This is a genomic window from Neptunitalea lumnitzerae, assembly GCF_027924185.1.
Taxonomy (GTDB): Bacteria; Bacteroidota; Bacteroidia; order Flavobacteriales; family Flavobacteriaceae; genus Neptunitalea; species Neptunitalea lumnitzerae.
Map to the genome: position 1 here is coordinate 30,059 of NZ_BRVO01000005.1, position 25,826 is coordinate 55,884.

Below are 25,826 nucleotides of genomic sequence, written 5' to 3' on the forward strand. Positions count from 1 at the left end.
GTAAAAGAATGATATTTTGCAGGATTACTATTCTTTTAGTAAAAGAGTTCCAAAAATATCGGCATTTATCCAACCTTGGTTTTTGTCTTCTCCTTCTACGTAAATAGAACCTATAAAGTTTTCTCTTTCTTTACTATGGTCATTATCACAGTAAGCTAATGCAAAACCAACTTCTTTATCTTTGTGTAGTGTTACAGGGCTATTTTCTTCACCATCAACATAGGTGTTGTCATATAAATAAACTTTAAGCTCCCAGGTAGATATTTTTCCGTTTGTAATTCTTTTAGAAACTAGGTGCTCGTTATATAAATGCGGAATTTCGCCAGGACCTATATCCATAACATTTCCATCTAAGGCTACGTGATATGCAAAAGCATTGTGATTGTATTGGTGTTCACCGCCTGAGTTATTCTCATCTACAAATACCTCTACACAATCGTCATCCCACCACAATTTTTTGGGGTCTTTGTATTGGTCAAATAATACATCGTCATGTATCTGTACTAGTAAATAAAGAGCCTCGTCATCCCAAGTGATTTTATATTTACCACTAAAATCATCATCGGAATAGGGTGGTCCTATCCAACGTTGGTCTAGGGGTAGCCAATTGGTTTGCATCCAACATTTGTCTGTACCCTCACCATCTACTATAGGTGTTTCAACAGCTTTCTTTACAGTTATTAATTGTTTCGTTTCTTTAGTTTTTTTCTGGCAACTTATAAGGCTTGCCACTAAAAATATCGAGAAGAATATTTTTTTCATAAAGTATTTCAAATTTGCTCTAGCAAAGGTATCAAAAAAAGGAGTATTTATAGCTGGAATCTACAAGAGATGACCTTCATAAAGGTTTACTCTTTAGATTTGTTAAATTCTTTTTTAAACTTTTCAAGTCTTGGCTTAGATACACTTTGAATGTATGGATTTAAAGGATTTTCCTCTTCAAAATTTTGATGATAACCCTCGGCTTCCCAAAAAACGTCGAATTTTTTAATCTCTGTTACTATTGGTTTTTTAAAAGTTTTATTGTGTTTAAGTTCTGCCACATAATCTTCAATTATTTTTTTCTCTTCATTAGTGTTATAGAAAGCAATAGACCTGTATTGAGTGCCGGAGTCAGGACCTTGACGGTTTAGTGTGGTGGGGTCATGAGAGTCAAAAAAGGCTTTTACTAGCGTTTTAAAAGATACTTTTTTAGGGTCATAAATAACTTCTACAGTTTCTGCATGCCCAGTGTTTCCTCTACTTACTTCTTCGTAAGTGGGGTTAATGGTAGTACCTCCAGAATAACCAGATATGGCTTCTTTTACACCATTAATGCTTTCATAAATTGCTTCAACGCACCAAAAGCAACCACTAGCAAAATATGCCTTTTTTAAATTGGAGGGTGTTGTTACTTCCAAATCAGAGGTAGGTTTGTTATGTTTTGTAGCAAGTTCTGTTTTTTGCTCTTTTTCTGAAGTTGAGGATTGTGCACAACTAAGAAAAATAACACTTAATAATAGTGGTAAAGCAATAATATTTTTCATTTGCATTTTCATATTATAATTAGACAATTTTTTTTAGAATCTAATGAATAGCTTTCTAGTAAATGATTTTACATGGTTCAATAGGAACAAAGCTATTTGGTTGGTCGTTTAGTTTTGTAAAAGCTTACTTAAATTCTTCTTAAATATAGAATAAAGTATATTGATGTATCCTTAATATAGGTGTGTTTTTCAGGAGGTTTTTTAATATTTTAATTTTTATTAAGTGTCGGTGTTATTAATTTAATAAAAATTTGGAATTGTGTTGAAGAAAATTATTTTGTCTCGGTTAAATAAAAAGTATTGTTCAGTGAAAAATCCCCAAAAAAAGTTCTTAGATTTTCATTACCCCGTATTTATACCCTCAGCTATTATTGTATTACTTTTTGTAATATTAGCTATTGTGTATGGAGAACCTTTAAGTGATTTCTTTTTAGAGGTTAGAAATCAGCTATATGACAAAATAGGTTGGTTTTTTATTCTTACGGTGAATTTGTTACTTATAGCAGCAATTTTTATTGCTTTTAGTAAGTTTGGTAAGATAAAACTTGGAGGTCGCAGTGCTACTCCAGATTTTAGTAATTTCTCTTGGTATTCTATGCTGTTTTCAGCAGGAATGGGAATAGGTCTTATATTTTATAGTGTTGCAGAACCCATTCAGCATTTTGCTACCCCGCCAATACCTGTAGAAGGCGATGTGAATGCTGCAAAACAAGCCTTTAAATTTACGTTTTTACATTATGGTTTACACCCTTGGGCTGTATATGGGATGATAGCTTTGGCTTTTGCTTTCTTCACTTTTAATAGAAAGTTGCCATTGACCGTTAGGTCTTTGTTTGCTCCTTTATTAGGACGTAAAATACATGGGGTGATTGGGCATATAGTAGATACCTTAGCTGTAATAGCATGTTTGTTTGGTTTAGCAACTACCTTGGGTTTTGGCGCGCAACAAGTAGGCTCAGGATTTAATTTTTTGTTTGGGTTAGAAAATAATGTGACTACGCAAATTATTTTTATTTCTATTACTACAATTTTAGCAACTCTGTCTATTGTTTCTGGACTAGATAAAGGTGTTAAGGTGTTAAGTGAGTTAAACGTACGTATTGCGATTGGTTTTATGTTGCTGATGCTTATTTTAGGGCCCACAGTATTTTTATTAGACTCGTTTGTAGAGAATATTGGCTTGTATGCTCAGAATTTGTTAGAGTTAGGTACTTATACCGAAGTGTATGCAGAGTCTAAATGGCAAAATAATTGGACTATCTTTTATTGGGCATGGTGGATTGCTTGGAGCCCGTTTGTTGGTATTTTTATTGCTAGAATATCTAAAGGTAGAACCATTAGAGAGTTTTTAATGGGGGTAGTAATTCTTCCGTCTCTACTTTCATTCTTATGGTTTACCATCTTTGGATCATCTGCTATTTATTTAGAGTTGAATGAGCTAGCTGATATTTCTACTGCAGTAAGTGCCGATATTTCTACTGCTTTATTTGAGATGTTAAAACATTATCCGTTAACTAGTATTATGAGTTTTGTGGGGATTGTTTTAGTAATAAGCTTTTTTGTAACCTCTAGTGATAGTGGATCTTTAGTGGTAGATTTTATTACTACAGGAGGGAAGTTAGATGCACCGGTAGCTACTCGTATTTTCTGGGCCTTAGTAGAAGGATTGTTAGCAATAGCATTATTAGTAGGTGGAGGATTAAGTACATTACAAACGGCTGTTATGATTGCTGCATTGCCATTTGCCATTATTTTGCTTGTGATGACATATTCTTTATTTATAGGGTTGAAACGCGAGCGAGTGAAGTATTTAAGACATCGTGTGGCGCGTAATCTTAGAGTACAGTCATCTCAAATGGAACGTTTTATGGAGGACTTTGATAATGATGATGAGGACGAGGATGAAGAAGACGATGATGATATTGAAATTATCTCAAAATAATGATAACTAATACAATAAAAAACGGCTTGCATTTGCAAGCCGTTTTTTTATATCTAATTTCTAAGTAAATTATTCTTCTTCAACAATCACCCATTCGCCATTTTTTACTAGTGGCTCTGCTTGTTTAAACTTAACGCTTCTTGTTTGACCATTCATTACATTTTTAATAGTCACCTTCTCGTTACGTCCAATTTTTGGTTGCTCTCTAGTAATGGTTTCTGTAATTTGTGGTTGTTGTTGTGTACTAGCACCCGCAGCTCTGTTTTGAGCAGCTAACTCATCACTATTAGGAATCTCCTCTTTAGAGGTTTCTAAATTTTCTTTTGGTCTTCTTACTTGAGAAGCTTCTTTGATATTGGTAGTATCATTTGTTGGAAGCTCTCCTTTAAATAAGAAAGAAATAACATCTCTGTTTACTTTTTGAAGCATACCTTTAAATAGTTCAAAAGCTTCGAACTTATAAATTAATAAAGGATCTTTCTGTTCGTGAACAGCTAACTGAACAGAGTCTTTCAACTCATCCATTTTTCTTAAATGCGTTTTCCATGCATCATCAATAATGGCTAAAGAAATGTTCTTTTCAAAATCATTAATTAACTTTTTACCATTAGACTCGTATGCTTGCTCTAAGTTAGTAACTACATTTAAAGATTTTTGTCCATCACTAAATGGTACTACAATACGCTCATATTTGTTATTAGGGTTTTCATATACATCTTTAATAACAGGGAATGCAGTAGCTGCATTACGTTCCATCTTATCGTTATAATGTGTATAAACCGCTTTATAAATTTGTGCTGTAAGTGCTGTAGAAGAAAGTTTATTAAACTCTTGCTCTGTAACTGGAGAAGTCATAGAGAAATATTTAATAAGCTCAAATTCAAAGTTCTTATAATCGCTGGCAGCTTTGTTATTTTCGCAAATTAACTCCGTAGTATCGTAAATCATGTTTGCAATATCTACTTTAAGTCTTTCTCCTTGTAAAGCGTGCTTTCTTCTTTTATAAACAACCTCTCTTTGTGCGTTCATTACATCATCATACTCTAACAATCTTTTACGAACACCAAAGTTATTCTCTTCAACTTTTTTCTGAGCTCTTTCAATAGATTTGGTCATCATTGAATGCTGAATTACTTCACCATCTTCTAGCCCCATTTTATCCATCATCTTAGCCACACGCTCAGAACCAAATAAACGCATTAAGTTATCTTCTAACGAAACATAGAACTGAGAACTACCTGGGTCTCCTTGACGACCAGAACGACCTCTTAACTGACGGTCTACACGTCTAGAGTCGTGGCGTTCTGTACCAATAATAGCTAAACCACCTGCTTTTTTAACCTCGTCAGATAATTTAATATCGGTACCACGACCAGCCATGTTTGTTGCAATTGTAACAATACCAGGTTTACCAGCTTCTGCAACAATGTCTGCTTCTTTTTTGTGCATCTTAGCATTTAATACGTTGTGCGGTATTTTACCACGTTGCAACATACGGCTAAGTAATTCAGAAATTTCTACAGAAGTAGTACCAATAAGTACTGGTCTGCCTGCTTGCGAAAGTTTAATTACTTCCTGAATAACTGCATTATATTTTTCTCTCTTTGTTTTGTAAATAAGATCTTCTTTATCTGCTCTAGCAATAGGTCTGTTGGTTGGAATTTCAACAACATCTAGTTCATAGATTTCCCAGAATTCTCCTGCTTCTGTAATAGCAGTACCCGTCATACCAGAAAGCTTACCATACATTCTAAAGTAGTTCTGTAAGGTAACAGTAGCGTAAGTTTGTGTAGCGGCTTCAATTTTTACATTTTCTTTCGCTTCAATAGCTTGGTGCAATCCGTCAGAATATCTTCTTCCGTCCATAATCCTACCGGTTTGCTCATCTACAATCATTACTTTGTTATCCATTACTACATACTCTGTATCTTTTTCAAATAAAGTATATGCTTTTAGTAATTGACTTAAAGTATGAATACGCTCTCCTTTAATACTATAGTTTTGGAATAACTTTTCTTTTAGTTCAGCTTCCTCTTCAATAGGTAAGTTTTGCTTTTCAATATTAGCAATCTCTGTACCTATATCTGGCATTACAAAGAATTGCTTATCGGTACTTTTTTCAGAAAGATACTCAACCCCTTTATCGGTAAGCTCTGTCTGATTGTTTTTCTCGTTTGTAGTAAAATAAAGTTCTGCATCAATAACCGGCATTTCACGGTTATTATCTTGCATATAGTAGTTTTCAGTTTTTTGAAGTAATTGTTTAATTCCTTCTTCACTTAAAAACTTAATTAAAGCTTTGTTTTTAGGTAAACCTCTGTGTACTCTATATAATAAAAGTCCTCCTTCTTTAGTATTACCTTCTGCAATTAATTTTTTTGCTTCCGCAAGAACACCTGTTAAATATTTACGTTGCATTTCAACAAGTTCAGAAACTACAGGTTTCAACTCGTTAAACTCATGTTCATCTCCTTTAGGAGTAGGACCAGAAATAATTAAAGGGGTACGGGCATCATCAATTAATACAGAGTCAACCTCATCCACAATAGCATAATTGTGTTTGCGTTGTACTAAATCAGATGGCGTGTGTGCCATATTATCTCTTAAGTAATCAAAACCAAACTCATTATTGGTACCATACGTAATATCAGCGTTGTAGGCTTTTCTTCTTCCTTCAGAATTAGGTTGGTGCTTATCAATACAATCTACTGTTAAGCCATGAAATTCAAATAAAGGAGCCATCCATGCACTATCCCTTTTTGCTAGGTAATCATTCACAGTTACTAAGTGTACACCATTACCTGTTAAGGCATTTAAGTATACCGGTAAGGTAGCTACTAATGTTTTACCTTCCCCTGTTTGCATTTCAGAAATTTTACCTTGGTGTAAAACAATACCACCAATTAACTGCACATCGTAATGTACCATATCCCAGGTAACTTCTTTTCCTGCAGCATCCCAAGAGTTATTCCAAACAGCATTATCTCCTTCAAGGTTTACGTACTCTCTATCTGCCGAAAATTCACGATCATAAGGAAGTGCTTTAACCGTAATAGTAGGATTGTTAGCAAAACGTTTAGCCGTTTCTTTAACAACAGCAAAAGCTTTAGGAAGTAAGTCGTTAAGCGTGTTTTCAGTAATCTTATACGCTTCTTCTTCCAGTTTATCTATCTCAGTATATATGTCTTCTTTAGCATCGATATCTTCTTCAACTTCTGCTTTTGCAGTTAGTTCTTCAATTTTAGCATCAATGCTACTTCTTTCTTTTTTAATAAGCTGCTTAAACTCTTCAGTCTTCAGTCTAAGTTCATCATTTGAAAGCTGTTCGAATTCTTTTTCGTTTGCTTTTATAAGGTCTACTAAAGGCTGAATTTCTTTGATATCCTTCTGCGCTTTATCTCCTACAAAAATCTTTATAAGTGAATTAATGAAACTCATTATTCGTATGGTTTTATGTATTTTTCAAAATTAAACAAAAAAAAAGCCTCGTATGAGACTTTTTAAAGTTAATTCCGCAATTGTTAATATTCATCTTCATTCCAGAGGTAGTCTTCCTCCGTTGGATAATCCGGCCAGATTTCTTCTATCGATTCATACATGTCTCCTTCATCTTCCATTGATTGCAAGTTCTCCACTACTTCAAGAGGAGCTCCAGTACGGATAGCAAAATCAATAAGCTCATCTTTGGTTGCCGGCCATGGCGCATCATCTAAATAAGACGCTAGTTCTAATGTCCAGTACATGTGCTAATAGGTTTTAATTTATTGCAAAAATAAATTTTTATGTTAAAAAGTCAAGTGAAATTAATATTAATTAATCTTTTTTTCAGAGAACGTTTTTTTACCTCTATTTCATTGAAAAATAAGCAAATAAAAGTGTTAAGAAATTGTAATGTTTTAAGATTCCTTTTTAGGAACCCATTTTATCTCTTCCGCTTTCAAGTCATAAGACAACTTTCGTGCCAATACAAATAGGTAATCTGAAAGCCTATTGAGATACTGAATTACTGTCGGGTCTATAGTTTCATGGTCGTTAAGAAGGCAGGTAATACGCTCTGCTCTACGACAAACAGTTCTAGATATGTGACAGAATGACACGCTTTGGTGTCCTCCAGGAAGTATGAAGTGCGTCATTTGGGGTAGCTCTTCATTCATTTTGTCAATTTCTTTTTCAAGAACTTCACAATCACTTGTTTCTACATGAGGGATATTGAGCCTTTTTTTGCCATTTTTAAGAATTTCTTTTTCAGGTGGAGTGGCTAAAATGGCCCCTAGCGTAAATAATCTATCTTGTATAGTGTTTAGAATGCTCTTGGTATGAGTGGTAACAGGTTGGTCTTTTAGAAGCCCAATCCATGAGTTTAATTCGTCTACAGTTCCGTAAGCATCAATTCGTATATGGTGTTTAGGAACTCTAGAGCCACCAAATAGTGCGGTAGTACCCTTGTCTCCTGTTTTTGTATAAATTTTCATGTGTTCAATTTTACAGCCAACAAGGTACAAAGATTCTTAAATAGATTTTATAAGAAAATAGTATAAGTTAAGAAGCACTTATTCTGTTAGGTAAGTCGCTTTCTATTTGCCCATCTCTAAGTCTAATTATACGGTGAGCATGCTCTGCAATATCTTCTTCGTGAGTTACCAATATTACTGTATTTCCTTTTGCATGAATTTCATCAAATAAATTCATAATCTCAATAGAGGTTTTGGTATCTAAGTTACCAGTAGGTTCATCGGCTAATATAATAGAAGGCTTATTTACTAAAGCTCTACCAACAGCAACCCTTTGTCTTTGTCCACCAGATAGCTGATTCGGTTTGTGATCCATTCTATCTGCTAGTCCTACATCTTTTAATACTTCAATAGCTCTTTCACGTCTGTCGTGTTTAGAAACACCTGCATATACCATTGGTAATGCAACATTGTCTAAAGAAGATGTTCGTGGCATCAGGTTAAAGGTTTGGAATACAAATCCTATTTCTTTATTTCTTATTTCGGCTAAATCACCATCTGAAAGTTTACTTACATCTTTGCCGTTTAGCACATAGCTGCCCGAAGTAGGAGTGTCTAAACAACCTAAGATGTTCATTAAAGTTGATTTACCAGAACCAGAAGGTCCCATTAAAGCAACATATTCTCCTTTTTTGATTTCAAGATTAATACCTCTTAGTACATGAACTATTTCAGTGCCTAATTTAAAATCTCTTCGAATATCAGAAATAGATATAAGACTCATACAGTTTATATTTTAATATTAGCAAATCCAAAATGTGAATACTGGATTCTTTAGCCTATTAGTTGTAGTTGTCTTTTATTTGTTACAGTCTTATAGTAAAATTCTGTTTTGCTTGTTCTTTTCTAAAAAAAACAATGCCCCAGTAAAAACTATCTATGGTAACTTGTACTTCCGGATGCTCTTTTATGATTTCCCAAGCTTCAGTCATTTCTTTAGACCAATGTATGTCATCAAATATCCATACAGAATTGTTGTGCTTGTAGGGTAGTAATAATTCAAAATAATTAAGTGTATCTATTTTAGTGTGGTTGCCATCAAAATAGATAAGGTCAAACGGTTTTTGATTAATCTTAGGTAGTTGGTTTAAAAACGAGGTGAATTCCGCAATTTCAATTTTAGTGTTCTTAATGTTGAATTTCTGTAAGCTAGCTGCTGCGGTTTTTGCGGTATTGTTACAGCCTTCAATAGAGGTTATTTTTGCTTTCTTGCTGCCTAATGCCATAGGGAAAGTAGCCATCCCTAGAGAAGTTCCAATCTCTAAAATGGTTTCTGGTGAAAAATAGTTTGTAATTCTGTATAGTAGTTTGGCTCTTCTGTATGTAATTCCTGCAGTTTTGGCAATTTTATGAATAGCTCTTTGATTAGATTTAAATACTTTAGAGCCTGCTCCAAAATCTTCTACAGTAATAGTGGTTGTGTTTTTAAAAAGCGTTTTTCGGTAGTTTTTTATCTGTTTGTATTCAGGTTGTTTTGCTTTATTATAGCAGCATTTTGTTACAAAATCATAAACAAAAGGGGAGTGTACCCCATGTTGATTGGTAGATTTAGCAATGAATTTGAAATACGCACGTATTAAATGTGTGTTCATGTGGTAGCTGCTAGATGTATTATTCTTCCATTTTTTCCATAAGTTCCATCCATCTCATTTCTTTCTCTTCTATTTGGTCTAGAATGGCTTGTAATTGCTGTGAGGCTTCATTTACCTGGTCTGCTAAAATAGTTCCGTCAGCAAATGCTGCTTCCATTTGTTCTTTTTCTTCGGCTAGCTTTTTCAGTTCTCTTTCAATTCTACTGTATTCTTTTTGTTCATTATATGAAAGTGCAGAATTAGCATCTTTTTTCCAGTTTTTCTTTTCTTTTTTAGGTTCTGTTTTTTCTTCAACTTCTACGCTATCCTCATAAATTCTGTAGTCAGAATAATTTCCAGGGAAATCTTCAATTTCTCCTTCACCTTTAAAAACAAATAAGTGGTCTACAATTTTATCCATAAAATAGCGGTCGTGCGAAACCACTAATAAACATCCTGGGTAGTCTAGTAGAAAATCTTCTAATACGTTAAGGGTAACAATATCCAAATCGTTTGTAGGTTCATCCAAAATTAAAAAGTTTGGATTTTGAATTAATACGGTACATAAATATAAACGTTTTGATTCTCCACCACTCAGTTTTTCAACGTAATCATATTGTTTTTTACGGTCGAACATAAATCTTTCTAGAAGTTGACCAGCAGAGATAACTTTACCTTTAGTTAATGGTATAAATTCTCCAAACTCTTTAATAACATCAATTACTTTTTGCTCAGGTTTAACCTCAATACCAGACTGTGTGTAGTATCCTATTTTTATAGTGTCGCCAACAATAACTTTACCTGTGTCTGGAGCGGTAGATTTTGTAATAAGGTTTAGGAAACTAGATTTTCCAGTACCGTTTTTACCTATAATACCAACCCTTTCTCCTTTTTTAAAAGTGTATTCAAAGTTTTTTAAAATTTGTTTGTTGCCATAGGCTTTAGAAACATTGTGTATTTCTATGATTTTGCTTCCTAGGCGTTCCATATTAATTTCTAGCTGCACCTTGTGTTCTTTTCGTCTTTGGTGTGCCTTTTCTTTAATTACATAGAAATCGTCAATTCTTGATTTAGATTTTGTAGTTCGAGCCTTTGGCTGTCTACGCATCCAATCAAGTTCTTTGTTGTAGAGGTTTTTAGCTTTATCTAATGAAGCAGCTTCTGCAGTCATTCTAGCGTCTTTCTTTTCTAAATAATAGCTGTAGTTTCCTTTGTATTGGTATAGAGTGTTGTTGTCTAATTCTATAATCTCATTACAAACTCTTTCCAGAAAAAAACGGTCGTGAGTAACCATGAAAAGCGTTATTTTTTCTTGAGCAAAATAATTCTCAAGCCATTCGATCATTTCTAAATCTAAATGGTTGGTTGGTTCATCTAAAATAAGAAGGTCTGGTTTACTAATAAGAATTTGAGCCAATGCTAGTCGTTTCTTTTGTCCTCCTGATAAATTGGCAACCTTTAGGTTCAAGTCTTCTAATTTAAGTTTGAAGAGTATCTGTTTATATTGAGTTTCAAAATCCCAAGCATTATGAAGTTCCATTTGCTCAAAAGCTTTTTGGTACTGTTTGGTGTCTTCAGGATTTTTAAGAGCCTGTTCGTAATTGTGAAGTACTGTGAGAATAGGGGAGTCAGATTGGAAAATAGTTTCCTCAATTGTTAAATCTGGGTTTAGGTTTGGTTCTTGGGGTAAGAATGCAATGTGTATACCGTTTCTAGAAACAACCTGACCAGTATCTGGAGTGTCAATACCAGTAATAATATTTAATAAGGATGTTTTACCAGTACCGTTTTTGGCAATTAAGGCTATTTTTTGATCTTGATTGATTCCAAATGAAAGATCGGAGAACAAAACGCGTTCACCGTAAGATTTAGATATATTCTCGACAGATAGTAAATTCACTTCTTCTATGTTTTTTGCAAATTAAACGGAAAAAAAGACAATAGCCATATTAAAATTTTTTAATTAATGTTATAGGATTATATTTGCTCAAAATGCACATTATAAATGCGATTTAAATTTCTTTTTTTATTACTTGTTGTTTGTTTGGGTTTGCACTCATGCATTTCTCGAAAGCAGCTTACTTATCTGCAACCCAACGAGAATGAAATAGATTCATTAGAAATGGTTTCTGCTTTGCCAGAGCCTTATAGAGTTCAGGTGAATGATGTGTTGAATATTGATTTGAAGGCAGAAGATCCGCAGTTGGTAGCCATGTTTACCAAGAATGAAGGGGCAGCTCAATCACAATCGGTTTCAGATGCTAATTTATATTTGAATGGATACAGTGTAGATTTACACGGTACAATACGTATACCTGTTCTAGGAGAGATTAATGTTTTAGGGTATACCGTTGATGAAATTAGAAAAAAAATTGAGGATAAACTTTACGACGAATATTTAACTTCTGAATCTGGACTTTTTGTTAGTGTGAAATTAGCAGGTGTTAATTTTACGGTGACAGGAGAAGTTGGTAGCCCTGGAAGATTAACTGTTTTTAGAGATAGAGTTAATATTGTAGAAGCTATAGCTATAGCAGGAAACATGAAAGATGTAGGTGATAGAGCGAATGTTGTGATAGTAAGGCAGTATCCTGGTGGTACTAAAATACATCACATAGACCTTACAGATGCCAATGCGATAAGCTCACCTTATTATTTTGTAAAACCTAATGATATGATTATTATTAATCCGTTGCCGCAAAAATCAATAGGTGCTGGTACAAATGGTTTACAAACTTTTACAACCATATTTTCTGTTTTTTCTGTATTAACAAGTACAGTATTGTTAATTAGAACCCTATAAAACACAAGCTAAGATGTTAGATAGTAATTTTGAAATAGGGTCTGGTAAAATTCAAACCAGTTTTGATACCAAGGGATTTCTTTTAAGGTTAGTTAATTATTGGTACATTATTGTACTATGTCTCATTTTAGCCTTAGGGGTAGCTTATTATATAAACTTAAGAACACAAAGATTATACAGGTTAGATACCCTTATTTCTGTGAAAGAGGAGACGAATCCTTTTTTTACTAGTAGTATGAGTTTGACCTTTAATTACGGAGGGGCATCTGATAAAGTAGAAACGGTGCGTACTATTTTAAAATCAAGATCTCATAATGAAAATGTAGTAAGACTTACGCAAACTTATATTCATTATATGAAGCAAGGGAGATTTAGAATGGAAGATATTCATAATAAAGCTCCTTTTATTGTAAGTATTGATGAGTCTGATTTTCAAGTTTTAGGCACGCCTGTTAAATTAACTTTTGTTTCAGAGTCGGAGTACACACTTTCACTAGATCCTGGTGAAAATAAAGTAGTGAATCTGACACGTTATGTAGATGGTTCTACAGAGAAGTTATCAACTTCAAAGGTGACCTCTAAAAAATATGTTTTAGGGCAAGAGATTTCTGAGCCTTATTTTCATGGTGTTATAGCTAAGAGAGGTAATTTAAAAGGCGGCAAAGGGCAAGTCTACTATATTCGCTTTAATTCTATAAATTCAGAAGTTAATAAGTTTAGAAAGATTAATATTGATATAGAGGTAAAAGGGGCCTCAATGCTAAGGTTGAACTTAGTAGGTACTAATAGAGATATTTTGGCTGATTATTTGAATGCTACCATTCAAGTGCTTAAGAAAGATCAATTAGACCAAAAAAATCAATTTGCTACAAATACACTCAACTTTATAGAGGAGCAGTTAGAAGGGGTTACCGACTCTTTAAAAAGAAATGAGAAGCAGTTAAGAGATTTTAGACAGAATAAGCAAATTTTTGACTTATCAAGTAAGGGTAGTGCTATTAATGATGAAATGAGAGGTCTTCAGATAGAGGAAAATTCTGTCACCTCTAGAATAGCTTATTTGAACTTACTTAGAGATTATTTAGTTAATAAATCTGATTACGCTTCACTGCCAGCTCCTGGTTCATCAGGTATAGAGGATCCTAATATTCTTATGAACGTTGGTAAGATTGTTGAATTATCTGTTCAGAGAGATAAGATAAAATCTAATGTTAAGAATCCTATTTATTATACAAAGATTGATGAGCAAATAAGCGCTTTGAAGAGCGTGTTGATAGAGAATATAAAAACAGCAAAAGAGAAGCTTCAATTTGATTTAGCGACTCTAGAGTCAAGGTTGCAAAGGGCTAAATTTGAGTTTAATAAATTGCCTTTAGAGGAACAGCAGTTGTATAATATTCAACGTAAGTATGAGTTGAGTAAGGCGAGTTATGATATGCTTTTGGTGAAACAAAATGAAGCACGTCTTGTTAGAGCAGCCAATGTTTCGGATATTAAGGTAATTGATCCTGCCCAGAATTTATCACAGGGGCCTTTAACTCCGAATAGTTCTAAAAATTATTTTATGGCGTCACTAGCAGGTGTGTTAGTACCCTTTATAATTATTTTTATTTTGACGCTATTAGATACCAAAATTCACGGCGCTCAAGATATAGAGAGGTTAACCTCTTTGCCTGTGTTAGGAATGGTTGGTCATAGTTATGTGAAAAGTAATTTAGCAGTTTTTGAAAAGTCTAAATCGGCAGTTTCAGAGTCTTTTAGAGCAATTAGGTCTAGTTTACAGTATTTTATGAGGTCTTCAAAACAGGAAGTAGATGATAATAAATGTCAGACTGTTTTGATAACATCTTCGGTTAGTGGAGAAGGTAAAACGTTTTTTTCTATTAATCTTGCCTCTGTTTTTTCTCTAGGTAATAAGAAAACTGTATTAGTTGGGTTAGATTTAAGAAAGCCTAAGATTTTTGGAGATTTCAATTTGAATAATGATGTAGGGGTAGTAAATTACTTAATAGGTCAAAAGGAACTAGATGAGGTTATTGAATATTCTGGTTTTGAAAATTTAGATGTAATTACTTCAGGACCTCTACCTCCAAATCCTTCAGAGTTATTGATTAGTGATAAAATGACTCAGATGGTGAATGAGTTAAAGAAACGATATGATATTATTGTTCTAGATACCGCTCCTATGGGGTTAGTGGCAGATTCTTTAGAGTTGATAAAATATGTAGATGTAACGCTATATATGGTAAGGCACAACTATTCTAAGAAGGAAATGCTTACGTTGATTAATGATAAAAGAAAGAAAGGTGAGTTAGGACCAACTGGTGTTATTCTCAATGATTTTGGAAGTAAGTCGGGTTATGGATATGGATACGGTTATGGATATGGGTATGGTTACGGATATGGTAACTATGGAAATGGTTATCATGAACGAGAGAAGCGGGATTCTATCTTTAAAAGATTAATTAGTAGATTTAAATCGTAAAAGTTGTCTAGTTTAGATAAGATTAAGAAAAGATTGTTTGATATTGTTGTAAGTCTTTTGGCTATAATAATATTGTTAATACCAATACTTTTTTTAATTATAATAGCGACTTTTGATACTACTAAATTTGGTCTTTTTTTTCAGGAAAGAATAGGAAAGGGAGGAAAGGTTTTTTATATTTTTAAAATACGAACTTTAAAAAATACCGGAGCCAAACCTTCTAATTTCGGAAGTTTTTTAAGAGGATGGAAATTGGATGAGCTACCTCAGTTTTTTAATGTTTTTTTATCTCAAATGAGTGTGGTGGGGCCTAGGCCTGATCTGGTAGGGTTTGCAGATGAATTAAAAGGAGGAGATAAGATGGTGCTAAATGTAAAACCCGGTTTAACAAGTAGGGCATCTCTAAAGTATTTTAATGAAGAGGAGATTTTAAAAAGACAAAAGAATCCAGTTTTTTATAACGAGAGTGTGATTTGGCCAGATAAAGTTAAACTGAACCGATTATATGTTCAAAATTGGACGTTTAAGGAAGATTTAAAGATTTTGTTAGATACATTGCTATTAATTATTAAAAAAAACAATGCAAAAAACCGAGGAGCCTGATTGGATTTATGAAATATCGCCTAAGCGAAGCTTGTTAGAGTTGAACTTTGCTGAAATATGGCGTTATAGAGATTTACTAACATTGTTCGTGAAGCGTAACGTTGTTACTGTTTATAAGCAAACAATATTAGGTCCTTTATGGTTTTTGATACAACCATTGTTGACAACATTAACTTTTACCCTAATATTTAATACCGTAGCAGGTGTAGAAACGTTGGGTGTGCCTAATTTTCTTTTTAACCTTGCAGGAGTTTCTTTGTGGAACTATTTTAAAGAGTGTTTAACTACTACCTCTTCAACCTTTGTTACTAATCAAAATCTTTTTGGTAAGGTATATTTTCCAAGGGTTATTATGCCAATGTCTACAGTGATTTCTAACATTGTGAAATATATTATTCAGCTTTTTATATTTATAGTATTTTATTGCTATTATATTTTTGCAGGAGAGCATAATTTTGGAGTTAATGTAACATTATTGTTTTTCCCTTTTCTGTTAATAGCTATGGCGCTTTTAGGTTTAGGGCTAGGAATGATTTTATCTTCATTAACAACTAAGTATAGAGATATGTCTTTTCTAATTACTTTTGGGGTACAGTTGTTAATGTATGTCTCTGCAGTAATGTATCCATTAGCATTTTTAATAGAGAAGGCTCCTGAGTACGCATGGCTTGTAAAATATAATCCCCTAGCACTAATTGTAGAAACCTTTAGGTATATGGTTTTTAGTAATGGAACATTTTCTTATGTAAGTTTATTTGCTTCTTTTGGTATATCTATCTTTATATTTTTAGTAGGTTTGATTATATTTAATAGAACTGAAAAGTCATTTATAGATACAGTGTAATTATGAAAAAAATAAATCTGTATTGGTGGAGTGAGATATTTATTCAACGTAAGAATAAAGAAAATTACGGTGACCTTTTAGGGAAATATTTAGTAGAGAAAATATCTAATAAAACTGTGGTTTGGTTTAATCCTAAAAAAAAGTTTCAATTTTTTAGTAAACAAACTGTATACGCTACTATTGGAAGTATATTGGCGCATGTAAAAAAGGATTGGATAGTTTGGGGTAGTGGAATTATTAGTTTAAAAGATGACGTTGAGAATGCTACATTTTTAGCGGTTCGCGGACCTAAAACTAGAGCGTATTTACAGAATTTGGGATATGATGTTCCTGAAGTATATGGTGATCCTGGTTTATTATTACCTGATTTCTATACCAATGATAAAATTGAACAGAAATTTGAAATAGGTATAATCCCTCACTATAACGATTATAAGTTTATAGAAGAGATGTATCGGGATAACGATGCTATTAGGGTAATTGATTTGATGACTAATGATATAGAACATACCACAGATGAAATTTTATCTTGTAAGAAGGTTTTGTCATCTTCATTACATGGTATAATTATGAGTCATGCCTATCAAATTCCAGCGGTATGGATTCAGTTTTCTGGTAAGGTTTTTGGAGATGGAGTTAAATATGAAGATTACTTTTTGTCAGTAGGCTTAGAGCCATATGTTCCTTCTATATATAAAGAAGAGTTATCTTTAGAGCAGTGTAATGATTATATTAATAGTTTAGTTTCGTTGCCTAAGAAGGAAAATTTAGATAGTTTAAAGGTGAAATTAATGAAAGCATGTCCTTTTAAATAAGTTTTTATAATGAGCGTCATATTAAAGGCAGAAAATATATCCAAACAGTATAGATTAGGAACGGTAGGAACAGGAACACTATCTCATGATCTAAATAGATGGTGGTATAAAGTTAGGGGAAAGGAAGATCCTTATTTGAAAATAGGTGATACTAACGATCGTTCTAAAAAAGCAACTAGTGATTATGTTTGGGCTTTAAAAGATATTAATTTTGAAGTAGAAAAAGGGGAGGTTTTAGGAATTATTGGAAAGAACGGAGCTGGTAAATCTACTCTTTTAAAGATATTGTCAAGGGTGACAACACCAACTACTGGGAGTATAAAATGTGCGGGTAGGATTGCATCTTTACTCGAAGTAGGAACTGGATTTCATCCTGAGTTAACTGGTAGAGAAAATATCTATTTAAATGGTGCAATTTTGGGTATGACTAAGGCCGAAATAACCTCCAAATTAGACGAGATAGTTTCCTTTAGTGGTTGTGAGCGTTATGTAGATACACCAGTGAAGCGTTACAGTAGCGGTATGAAAGTACGGTTAGCTTTTGCTGTAGCAGCACATCTTGAACCAGAAATTTTGGTAGTAGATGAAGTATTAGCAGTAGGAGATGCTGAATTTCAGAAAAAAGCTATAGGTAAGATGCAGGATATTTCCAAAGGAGAAGGTAGAACAGTTCTTTTTGTGAGTCATGATATGGGTGCGATTAAGAGTTTATGTTCTAGGTTGCTAGTGATTGATAGTGGACAAGTAGCTTACTCAGGAAATGTTAATGAAGGAATAGAGTTTTATTTGAATGAATCTAAACTAAAAGATTTACATTATTATAAAACGTTTGGAATTATACGATGTGTTGAATTTAAAAATAACTCTAAAAATAGGATTAATGGAGTTTTAGTTGGTCAAAACATCTATATAGAAGTAAGTTATGAAAATCCTGAATTTTTTCAATTTGCATTATCTATAGGTTTTTTTGATAGTTTTTCTAATTTTCTTTTTTCTTGTAGAAGCGATGTTATCGATGTGAAATATTTTAAGAACAAGGGTGTTGCTACCTTAGAAATACCTAAATGGCCATTAAGTGAGGGAGTTTATTCTTATACTATTACTTTATTTAATGGAAATTCACCTGTTGAGAGTATTCGAGATGCAGGTAATATTAATGTAGAAAAAGGAGATTATTATGGTTACGGGAAGTTGCCTGGTAGGAGAAAATCATTTTATATAGATTACAAATGGAGTTGAAAATTAGAAAAAAACTTGTTAAAAAATTAGATCCGTTTTTTTTCAAATTGTATAGGTATTTATTAAAATTTGAAAAAGATGAAGTGGCTTTAGTAAAACAAAAGTATTTGAAAAGTTTTCAAAGTGTAGGATTTAATTGCAGGTTGAATGGCAGTAATTGGATTTTTATTAATCCAAAGAAAATTATATTAGGAAATAATATTCATATAGGAAATAATGCTTATTTTAATGCTAAGGGTGGTTTAATTATAGGTGATAATACTCATATTTCTAGAAATGTTACTATTTATACTGTTAATCATGATTACGAAGGAGAATGTTTGCCATATGATAATAATGAAATTCATAAATCAGTTATAATAGGTAAGAATGTTTGGATAGGGATGAACGTTTCAATAGTCCCAGGTGTTAGGATTGGTGATGGAGCAATAATAGGTATTGGATCTGTAGTAGGTCGCGATGTAGGTCCCTTAGAAATAATTGGTAACTCAAGTCAAAAAACTTTAAAGAAGCGTTCAAGCGATCATTATGAACGACTGCTTAAGGAACAAAAGTATGGAGGAGTAAATGGGAAAGCTTTAAAATTAAAGATGTCTGAGTCTTTTTTGAATACTTATAGCAAAAATAAAATGAATCAAATTGTTTTTGTTTTAGGAACTGGAAGGTCAGGATCAACTTCCATAGTTGAAATTTTAAATCAGCACCCTAACTTTGTCGCTTTTCATGAGGATATTAGACAATTAATTCGGTTGAGTAACGAGAAAGCGTTGGGTGAAAAAGTGTATGAAGAATTAAATGAAATTTTTGATCATAAATTATGGTATGCTGACAAAAATCAATTGATTATTCATTCAGATCAGAGATTATGGAATTTTATAAATTATTTAAATGATTATTTTCCTAATAGTAAATTTATTCATTTAAAACGTGATCCTGTGGATTGTGTTAAATCAATGGTAGCTCGAGGGTGGTATACAGAAGGAGATCTTAAGGAGCCAACACATGATTGGGCCAGATATAGGTTAAAGGCGGATGAAATAGGTGTCATGGGCCAGGATCAATGGACTTCGTTAAATCAAATTGAGAAGTGTACATGGTATTGGTCTTATTTGACTAGTAAAATAGATGAGCAATTGAAAGAATTGCCTAAATCCAAAGTTTTACACTTAGAATTAAATAATTTGGACAAGGAACTAGAAAAGTTAGCTGGGTTTTTAAACGAAAGTAATTTTGTCTTTAAACCAATTATTTCAAATAAAAGGTTTGCTCATAATGATGTCAAGTTTTCTCAAATAAATAATTTGAAAACAGATAAGGTTATAATGGAATCTTTAAATAAATTTTATACGAGCTAATGTTTTCTCCTCTAATCTCCATAATAATACCTGTTTATAATAGGGAGGGGTTAATTATTAAAACAATTGAGAGTGTTAATAATCAGACCTATTCTAATTGGGAATGTGTAATAGTTGATGATGGGAGTAATGATGGATCCGAGGAGATTATTTTAGGTTATATTGGAGGGAACTCTAAATTTATTTTTTTAAAGAGACCAGAAAATCGGCTTCCAGGCGGAAATGCTGCTAGAAATTATGGTTTTGAATGCTCTAACGGAGATTATGTGAATTGGTTTGATAGTGATGACTATATGCATCCAGAATTTTTGGAGCAAAAAGTGGCTGGGATTTCTCAGGATACTGATTTAGTAGTTTCGTTATATAGATATGCAAATTTTGATTTGACCCGTTTTCGGGAAAGTAAGTTAAACTCGTTTGTTCCTGAAAAACATTCCTTGTTTAAAAAATATGCCAGTGATTTTCTTGAAATACAGTTAAATGCTTGCATGTGGTCGAGGAGATTTTTAAAAGGTAAAAAACTCTTTGATGAGTCGTTTAGAAGGTTTCAGGATAATGAATTTCAAATAAGGATGTTTTTCTGTAATCCAAACTTAATTTATGTAAACGAAGTTTTAGCTACGATAAGAGGGGGTAATGGTCAAGAGAATCAGATAAGTTCTAAAGTATCTCAAACTCACAAGAAAATTGAAGATATTTATAAATATCGTTTTAGAACTCTCAAGCTAGCTTATGATTATGATAAAAGTGATAGGGAATTGATCAATATTTTATATAAAAAGAATATATGGTCATTTTATGAGGCAATTGCATCAGTTAATGGTATTATAGCTAGGTTAAATTTTTTTAGGCGAAATAGTCAAAATATTAGGCTAGCTATAGAAATTTCTAATCCTTCTCTACTTACTAGATTAAAGTTTCATCTTTACAGTATAAAACTCATATTTTTTTCTTAAAAGAAAATGTCTCCTATGAATTTACCTTTAGTATCTATTATTATTCCTACTTATAACAGAGCAAACTTATTGAGAGAAACCCTTGACAGTGTTTTTAATCAAACTTACTCTAATTGGGAGTGTATTGTTATTGATGATGGTAGTTCGGATGATACTTTTGATTTGATGAAAGAGTATCAATTAAAAGATAGTAGGTTTCAATTTTATAAAAGACCGGATACAATATTACCAGGAGGTAATGGTGCAAGAAATTATGGTTTTACCAAAAGTAAAGGGGGTTATATAAATTGGTTTGATAGTGATGATATTATGCATACAAGTCTTCTAGAGAAGAAAATGGAAGCTTTTATGAAGAATCAAAATTTATGTTATTGCTTGTGCCAGATGAGAGCATTTCAGATAGATCGTCAAGGGAAGGTAAATTGGCTAAAAACAACACAAGCTTTTAAAGAAAAACAAGATTTATTTGTGTCATATATTAGAGGAGGTGTGTCACTAGGCTCTCCAACAATTATTTGGAAAAGAACATTTCTTGACCCAAATAATTTATTTGATGAGAAATTAAAGCAATCCCAAGATTTAGAATTTAATTCTAAGTATTTATTTAAGCAGGCTGAGTATGCTTATATTAATGAGCCTTTGATTTTTTATCGAAAAACTGATATTTCAATAACTTTAAATTTTTATCCTAAAATAGAGAAGTATTTAGATTCTTATTTGGAGGTGAGGAGGAGAATATTAAAATTTGATCCTCTTAATTTAGAGGTTAACTTAGTTGTCTTAAAGTCAATTTTAGGTGTTTTTAGATATTGCGTTTCAAAAAGAAAATTTAAATTGAGCGATGAGATATTAAAATTCATACATGAAAATAACAATGATAATTCTTTATTGATGAAATTGAAGCTTTATAGAATTCATTTATTTTACTTGTTGTTTCGAATAATTCGTAAAGGGGATACCAAATTCAAAAATCTTTTAAAATTATAATGCTGACGATTGTATTAACATATAGAAATAGAGATTTGAATATTGTTCGTCGTTGTTTGGACTCCTTACAAGGACAAACCGATCAGGATTTTGAACTTATTTTAGTAGACTACGGAAGTGATGTTAAGTTTGCAAAGGATTTTAAAGAGTTAGCGAACAATATATCTTTTGCAAATTATATATATGTTGCAACTAATGGGCAGCTATGGAATAAGAGTAGAGCAATTAATATTGCTTTAAAAAAATGTAAGACTCCTTATTTTTTAATGGGAGATATCGATTTGTTATATCATCCTGAAATGATTTCTAGGTGTAAGTCTTTTATGAGACAACACGATTGTGTCTATTTTCAATATGGTTTTTTATCGAAAGAAGAAACAGATTTGGATAAGAATTTTGAAGGCTATGTTCCTGAATTTTTAGGTAATGGTGACGTTACAGGTACTACATTATATAAAACAGACATATTAAAGGGTATAAACGGTTATGATGAATTTTATCATGGATGGGGAGCCGAAGATACAGACGTACATTTGAGGTTAAAAAATGCTGGGTACGGTATTAAGTTTTACGAGGAAGAGTTGTTAGTCAAACATCAATGGCATCCTAAATCTTATAGAACTAAAAAGAGTACAGCTCCTTTTCATACGAGACAGGAGAAAGTGAATCATGATTATATGTGGCAGCAATTAAACAACAAAAAAACTGTTGCGAATTTAAATTATGGATGGGGTGAATTACCTTCAGAAACTCAGCTTCAGAAATTAGAGAGGCCTGAGAAAGTTATTAATCTGACTACATTACAAAATAGCTTTGAGGCTTTTGTTTATGGAGTACTCCCAGAGTTAAATTCTTCTATAGACATTAATATAAAAGAAGATACTACTTCAAAAACCCTTAAGAATAAGATTAAAAAAATGCTGGGTAAAAAGCATTTCAGTTCATTTTCAATAGAGGAGGCTAATAACTTATTACTTTCAATGATAATAAGTACGCATCGATTATCTTCTTATAAGTATACAATTGATTGGAACAAGGGTGTTATAAATTTAAAAATAGTTCCGTATGAGACCAAAAATTAAAATTTTAATGGTTTCTATGCCTACACTTCACTTTTTTAGATGGGTTAGTCAATTAAAAAACACAAATTTTGAAGTATATTGGTTTGATATAGTCGATGGTGGAAATTCAATTGAAAAAATATCTTGGGTTCATCAAATTACAAATTGGAAGCGAAAATTTGATTATCCTGGAAGAAGTTTTATAAAAAAGAATTTTGAGGGGATATATAATACTATTCAGAAAGTAAACGATAGAAGTACAGAGAAGGTTTTTGAGGAAACATTAAAAAAAATACAGCCTGATATGGTGCATAGTTTTGCCTTATATGTTTCATGCACTCCTATTATTTCAGTGATGAAAAAGTATAATAATATTTCTTGGATTTATAGTTCGTGGGGTAGTGATCTTTTTTATTTTCAAAATGATGAGCTTTATTTAAAAGATATAAAACGTGTGTTACCTCGGGTAAATTATTTATTCGCTGATTGTCGTAGAGATTTTCTTATAGCTAAAAAATTAGGATTTCAAGGTGATTTTTTAGGAGTATATCCTGGTGGTGGTGGATTTGATTTTTCTTTAATGAAAGATCTTAAAAAGGATTTTAAGGAGAGAAATGTAATCTTGATTAAAGGGTATCAAGGAAGGTCAGGTAGAGCAGTTGAGGTTTTAAAGGCATTGCTTAGAATTAAAAATGAAGTTGAAGATTTTGGTTTGACAATATTTGGGGCGGCGGAAGAAGTTGTTCAGTTTGTAGAGAATTCAGATCTTCATAATTGGGAAAATCTTCAAGTTTACAAACGTGTTAAGCACGAAGAGGTATTAAAACTAATGGGAGAGGCTGTTTTGTATATTGGGAACAGTAATTCTGACGGAATGCCTAATACACTATTAGAAGCAATGTGTATGGGAGTTATTCCTGTGCAATCTAATCCTGGAGGTGTAACCGAAGAGGTGATTAAGCATGCTGAGAATGGTTATTTAATAGATGAGTGTGAGAATGTTGACCATATTAAGATGGTTTTGACTATGGCATTGAGAGAACTTAAGGGTAAATATGAAAGTATTACACTTGAAAATGAAAAGCTAAGCCAAAATTGGGAGTTTACTCATGTAAAAGAAGAAGTTATTAAAAAGTATAATTCAGTTTCTGAAAAAATATAAATATCATGAAAAAAGTTGGTGTTATACCAGTACGTAAAGGGTCTAAGGGAATTCCTAATAAGAATAAAAAGAAAATGGTTGGGAGACCTTTGTTTACTTGGGTGTTAAAGGAAGCTATTTTTTCTGATTTAGATGAGGTGTATGTTTTTACAGATGATGATCAAATAATAGCTTTTATAGAAAAGGAATATCATTGGACTAATAAAGTAAAAGGTATTTTACGAGGAGAAGAAAATGCTTCGGATACGGCTTCTACAGAAGCGGCAATGCTTGAATTTAGTGAAATGATAAATTTCGATTTTGATGTTATTTGTTTGTTGCAAGCTACTTCTCCATTTACCTTATATACAGATATAAATTCATGTGTAAATAAAGTAGCGGAACAAAATTATAATGCTGCTTTAACGGTGGTTAAAACTCATAGGTTTACTTGGACAGCAAATGAAGGTGCCGATAATTATGATATTTATAATAGACCTCGCAGACAAGATTTTAAAGGACTTCTAATAGAGAACGGAGCTGTTTATTGTACTACAAAAAATGATTTTAGTAAAAGTAAGAATCGCATAAGTGGTAATATAGCAACTGTAGAAATGCCTGAAGAGTCATTAACAGAAATAGACTCAAAAGAAGATTGGGTTATAGTTGAAAAACTATTGGCTAGACGACTTAAAAAAGGAAGGCAGCCAAGTAGAATAACGCATTTAGTGTTAGATGTAGATGGTGTTTTTACAAATGGATGTATTACGTATACAGCAGATGGAGAGCATACAAAATCTTTTGATATGAGAGATGGAATGGGGCTTGAAATACTAAGAGAAGATAATATTAAAGTTATTATTATGACTTCTGAAAATTCTGCCTTGGTAGCAGCAAGAATGAATAAGTTAAAAATTGAAGATGTATATTTGGGTGTAAAGGATAAATATGCATTAATAGCAAATATAGTCAAGAAAGAATCCCTAGATTTAGCTCATATAGCTTACATGGGAGATGATGTAAATGATTTGGCTAATTTGTGTAGTGTAGGTTGGGCTTTAGTACCTCATAATGCTACAGAAAGAGTAAAACCTTATGCAGATGTACTTATGAATGCTGATTCAGGGAATGGGGCTATAAGAGAAGCTTGTGAGTGGATTATAAGATATAATGAAAGGTTTGATTAATTAATCTTCAGTAAACATATAACTCCACTGAGTTCCTTCAAATTGTTTTTTAAGCTCATAGTAATTTATAAGCAAATCAGTTATTTTCTCTGTATTTTGCTTTGTTATGTTGGTCTCTATTTTTTCTTTTGGTAATTGCAAGGCAGTATGTAGTCTATTTGTAACAGCTTGCTTGTCGTTTAGAATTTCACTATAATCAACCTCAATAAACAGCTTGTCTTTAAATGTTATTTTAGTATTCTTTTCATAATTGCTTATTTTTTCAAAAGTAGCTAAGCAATCTTGATAACTTATAGATACCTTCTTATCTTCTAACTGAAAATTATCAGGGTTGTTAGAATTAGCTGTCCATTTTCTTGTTTTTTCTCCAATCTTTTGAGATAGTAAAGCCTCTAAATAATTCTTTCTCGTAAGATGAATAATTACAAAATTAGGATCCTTTTTCATTAAATCCCAAACTTCTTTATCTTCCGAAAATGGGTGGTAATAAAATATTTTATATCCGCAGTATTTAATTTTTTTCGGTTGAAATGAAAAGAAATTGTCCCAAATTTCTCTAGAGGTTTGCGCCCCTAAATCTCTAAAGATTTCATCTTTACACATCACATTAGGGTGCCCATTTAGTAAATAGGTCAGTAAAGTAGACCCAGTACGAGATCTTGTAACAATGGCAAATTTGGTGTAATCTTTAGTTCCTGCTACTTTATTTTGTAACCGTAAAACACTTTTTTTTAGATTACCATAAGTTTTTTTTAAATTATTCATTTATTACAAGATATACATGGTTGATTAACAAGGTG

General features: G+C 32.4%; 22 protein-coding genes. 13 read left to right on the forward strand and 9 right to left on the reverse strand.

What is annotated here, in order from left to right; all coding sequences use genetic code 11:
• Positions 1-27: 27 nt before the first annotated feature.
• Both Y10_RS16150 and msrA read right to left on the reverse strand, forming a co-directional pair.
• A complete protein-coding gene (locus Y10_RS16150) occupies positions 28-762 on the reverse strand; it encodes a sugar-binding protein (RefSeq protein ID WP_281766460.1) in 735 nt (244 codons plus the stop codon).
• Positions 763-848: 86 nt separating this feature from the next.
• The gene (msrA, locus tag Y10_RS16155; RefSeq protein ID WP_281766461.1) at positions 849-1,526 is read right to left on the reverse strand and encodes a peptide-methionine (S)-S-oxide reductase MsrA; all 678 of its coding nucleotides are present in this window, start codon (positions 1,524-1,526) and stop codon (positions 849-851) included.
• Between the two features lie 307 nt (positions 1,527-1,833).
• Between msrA and Y10_RS16160 the strand changes: the two genes are divergently transcribed.
• The gene (locus tag Y10_RS16160; protein WP_281766462.1) at positions 1,834-3,468 is read left to right on the forward strand and encodes a BCCT family transporter; all 1,635 of its coding nucleotides are present in this window, start codon (positions 1,834-1,836) and stop codon (positions 3,466-3,468) included.
• Positions 3,469-3,537: 69 nt separating this feature from the next.
• On the opposite strand, the gene secA is transcribed toward Y10_RS16160, so the two are convergent.
• The 6 genes from secA to Y10_RS16190 all read right to left on the reverse strand — a co-directional run bounded on the left by secA (position 3,538) and on the right by Y10_RS16190 (position 11,450).
• Positions 3,538-6,906 (reverse strand): preprotein translocase subunit SecA, encoded by a 3,369-nt coding sequence (secA, locus tag Y10_RS16165; protein WP_281766463.1) that lies wholly within the window; start codon positions 6,904-6,906, stop codon positions 3,538-3,540.
• Positions 6,907-6,989: 83 nt separating this feature from the next.
• The gene (locus tag Y10_RS16170; protein WP_281753081.1) at positions 6,990-7,211 is read right to left on the reverse strand and encodes a DUF2795 domain-containing protein; all 222 of its coding nucleotides are present in this window, start codon (positions 7,209-7,211) and stop codon (positions 6,990-6,992) included.
• A 153-nt stretch (positions 7,212-7,364) separates the two neighbouring features.
• Positions 7,365-7,940: a cob(I)yrinic acid a,c-diamide adenosyltransferase gene (locus tag Y10_RS16175; RefSeq protein WP_281766464.1), complete on the reverse strand. Its 576-nt coding sequence runs from the start codon at positions 7,938-7,940 to the stop codon at positions 7,365-7,367.
• A 67-nt stretch (positions 7,941-8,007) separates the two neighbouring features.
• Positions 8,008-8,703: an ABC transporter ATP-binding protein gene (locus Y10_RS16180; protein ID WP_281766465.1), complete on the reverse strand. Its 696-nt coding sequence runs from the start codon at positions 8,701-8,703 to the stop codon at positions 8,008-8,010.
• Between the two features lie 82 nt (positions 8,704-8,785).
• The gene (locus tag Y10_RS16185; RefSeq protein WP_281766466.1) at positions 8,786-9,571 is read right to left on the reverse strand and encodes an O-methyltransferase; all 786 of its coding nucleotides are present in this window, start codon (positions 9,569-9,571) and stop codon (positions 8,786-8,788) included.
• A 19-nt stretch (positions 9,572-9,590) separates the two neighbouring features.
• Positions 9,591-11,450 carry an ABC-F family ATP-binding cassette domain-containing protein gene (locus Y10_RS16190; protein WP_281766467.1) on the reverse strand — a complete coding sequence of 620 codons (1,860 nt, stop codon included), beginning with the start codon at positions 11,448-11,450 and terminating at the stop codon, positions 9,591-9,593.
• 144 nt (positions 11,451-11,594) lie between these two features.
• On the opposite strand from Y10_RS16190, the gene Y10_RS16195 reads away from it, so the two are divergent.
• From Y10_RS16195 to Y10_RS16250, 12 genes are read left to right on the forward strand one after another with little or no spacing between them, the layout of a single operon-like run.
• Positions 11,595-12,353 (forward strand): polysaccharide biosynthesis/export family protein, encoded by a 759-nt coding sequence (locus Y10_RS16195; protein ID WP_281766468.1) that lies wholly within the window; start codon positions 11,595-11,597, stop codon positions 12,351-12,353.
• Positions 12,354-12,366: 13 nt separating this feature from the next.
• Positions 12,367-14,838 carry a GumC family protein gene (locus Y10_RS16200; protein WP_281766469.1) on the forward strand — a complete coding sequence of 824 codons (2,472 nt, stop codon included), beginning with the start codon at positions 12,367-12,369 and terminating at the stop codon, positions 14,836-14,838.
• Positions 14,839-14,841: 3 nt separating this feature from the next.
• Positions 14,842-15,441, forward strand: a complete 600-nt coding sequence (locus Y10_RS16205) for a sugar transferase (protein ID WP_281766470.1) — start codon at positions 14,842-14,844, stop codon at positions 15,439-15,441.
• Positions 15,419-16,285: an ABC transporter permease gene (locus tag Y10_RS16210; RefSeq protein ID WP_281766471.1), complete on the forward strand. Its 867-nt coding sequence runs from the start codon at positions 15,419-15,421 to the stop codon at positions 16,283-16,285. The genes Y10_RS16205 and Y10_RS16210 overlap by 23 nt, the downstream gene beginning before the upstream one ends.
• A gap of 2 nt (positions 16,286-16,287) precedes the next feature.
• On the forward strand, positions 16,288-17,100 hold the full coding sequence (locus Y10_RS16215; RefSeq protein WP_281766472.1) for a polysaccharide pyruvyl transferase family protein: 813 nt from the start codon (positions 16,288-16,290) through the stop codon (positions 17,098-17,100).
• A 9-nt stretch (positions 17,101-17,109) separates the two neighbouring features.
• Entirely contained in the window at positions 17,110-18,339 is a 1,230-nt protein-coding gene (locus Y10_RS16220; RefSeq protein WP_281766473.1) for an ABC transporter ATP-binding protein, read from the forward strand.
• Positions 18,330-19,694: a sulfotransferase gene (locus Y10_RS16225; RefSeq protein ID WP_281766474.1), complete on the forward strand. Its 1,365-nt coding sequence runs from the start codon at positions 18,330-18,332 to the stop codon at positions 19,692-19,694. The genes Y10_RS16220 and Y10_RS16225 overlap by 10 nt, the downstream gene beginning before the upstream one ends.
• A complete protein-coding gene (locus tag Y10_RS16230) occupies positions 19,694-20,650 on the forward strand; it encodes a glycosyltransferase family 2 protein (RefSeq protein ID WP_281766475.1) in 957 nt (318 codons plus the stop codon). The genes Y10_RS16225 and Y10_RS16230 overlap by 1 nt, the downstream gene beginning before the upstream one ends.
• Positions 20,651-20,665: 15 nt before the next feature.
• A complete protein-coding gene (locus tag Y10_RS16235) occupies positions 20,666-21,637 on the forward strand; it encodes a glycosyltransferase (protein ID WP_281766476.1) in 972 nt (323 codons plus the stop codon).
• Positions 21,637-22,719 carry a glycosyltransferase family 2 protein gene (locus Y10_RS16240; protein WP_281766477.1) on the forward strand — a complete coding sequence of 361 codons (1,083 nt, stop codon included), beginning with the start codon at positions 21,637-21,639 and terminating at the stop codon, positions 22,717-22,719. Before Y10_RS16235 ends, Y10_RS16240 begins: the two co-directional genes overlap by 1 nt.
• Positions 22,703-23,860 carry a glycosyltransferase gene (locus Y10_RS16245; RefSeq protein WP_281766478.1) on the forward strand — a complete coding sequence of 386 codons (1,158 nt, stop codon included), beginning with the start codon at positions 22,703-22,705 and terminating at the stop codon, positions 23,858-23,860. The genes Y10_RS16240 and Y10_RS16245 overlap by 17 nt, the downstream gene beginning before the upstream one ends.
• 5 nt (positions 23,861-23,865) lie before the next feature.
• On the forward strand, positions 23,866-25,026 hold the full coding sequence (locus tag Y10_RS16250; RefSeq protein WP_281766479.1) for an acylneuraminate cytidylyltransferase: 1,161 nt from the start codon (positions 23,866-23,868) through the stop codon (positions 25,024-25,026).
• Here Y10_RS16250 and Y10_RS16255 read toward each other — a convergent pair whose 3' ends face one another.
• Positions 25,027-25,791 (reverse strand): hypothetical protein, encoded by a 765-nt coding sequence (locus tag Y10_RS16255; RefSeq protein WP_281766480.1) that lies wholly within the window; start codon positions 25,789-25,791, stop codon positions 25,027-25,029.
• Positions 25,792-25,826 lie beyond the last annotated feature (35 nt).

Bases quoted from the DNA above. Each gene is read 5' to 3' on its own strand.
- Y10_RS16225 (WP_281766474.1), top strand. From the start codon at position 18,330: ATGGAGTTGAAAATTAGAAAAAAACTTGTTAAAAAATTAGATCCGTTT.
- Y10_RS16230 (WP_281766475.1), top strand. From the start codon at position 19,694: ATGTTTTCTCCTCTAATCTCCATAATAATACCTGTTTATAATAGGGAG.
- Y10_RS16240 (WP_281766477.1), top strand. From the start codon at position 21,637: ATGCTGACGATTGTATTAACATATAGAAATAGAGATTTGAATATTGTT.
- Y10_RS16170 (WP_281753081.1), bottom strand. From the start codon at position 7,211: ATGTACTGGACATTAGAACTAGCGTCTTATTTAGATGATGCGCCATGG.
- Y10_RS16250 (WP_281766479.1), top strand. From the start codon at position 23,866: ATGAAAAAAGTTGGTGTTATACCAGTACGTAAAGGGTCTAAGGGAATT.
- secA (WP_281766463.1), bottom strand. From the start codon at position 6,906: ATGAGTTTCATTAATTCACTTATAAAGATTTTTGTAGGAGATAAAGCG.
- Y10_RS16245 (WP_281766478.1), top strand. From the start codon at position 22,703: ATGAGACCAAAAATTAAAATTTTAATGGTTTCTATGCCTACACTTCAC.
- Y10_RS16235 (WP_281766476.1), top strand. From the start codon at position 20,666: ATGAATTTACCTTTAGTATCTATTATTATTCCTACTTATAACAGAGCA.
- Y10_RS16180 (WP_281766465.1), bottom strand. From the start codon at position 8,703: ATGAGTCTTATATCTATTTCTGATATTCGAAGAGATTTTAAATTAGGC.
- Y10_RS16220 (WP_281766473.1), top strand. From the start codon at position 17,110: ATGAGCGTCATATTAAAGGCAGAAAATATATCCAAACAGTATAGATTA.
- Y10_RS16255 (WP_281766480.1), bottom strand. From the start codon at position 25,791: ATGAATAATTTAAAAAAAACTTATGGTAATCTAAAAAAAAGTGTTTTA.
- msrA (WP_281766461.1), bottom strand. From the start codon at position 1,526: ATGAAAAATATTATTGCTTTACCACTATTATTAAGTGTTATTTTTCTT.
- Y10_RS16200 (WP_281766469.1), top strand. From the start codon at position 12,367: ATGTTAGATAGTAATTTTGAAATAGGGTCTGGTAAAATTCAAACCAGT.
- Y10_RS16185 (WP_281766466.1), bottom strand. From the start codon at position 9,571: ATGAACACACATTTAATACGTGCGTATTTCAAATTCATTGCTAAATCT.
- Y10_RS16215 (WP_281766472.1), top strand. From the start codon at position 16,288: ATGAAAAAAATAAATCTGTATTGGTGGAGTGAGATATTTATTCAACGT.
- Y10_RS16150 (WP_281766460.1), bottom strand. From the start codon at position 762: ATGAAAAAAATATTCTTCTCGATATTTTTAGTGGCAAGCCTTATAAGT.
- Y10_RS16210 (WP_281766471.1), top strand. From the start codon at position 15,419: ATGCAAAAAACCGAGGAGCCTGATTGGATTTATGAAATATCGCCTAAG.
- Y10_RS16175 (WP_281766464.1), bottom strand. From the start codon at position 7,940: ATGAAAATTTATACAAAAACAGGAGACAAGGGTACTACCGCACTATTT.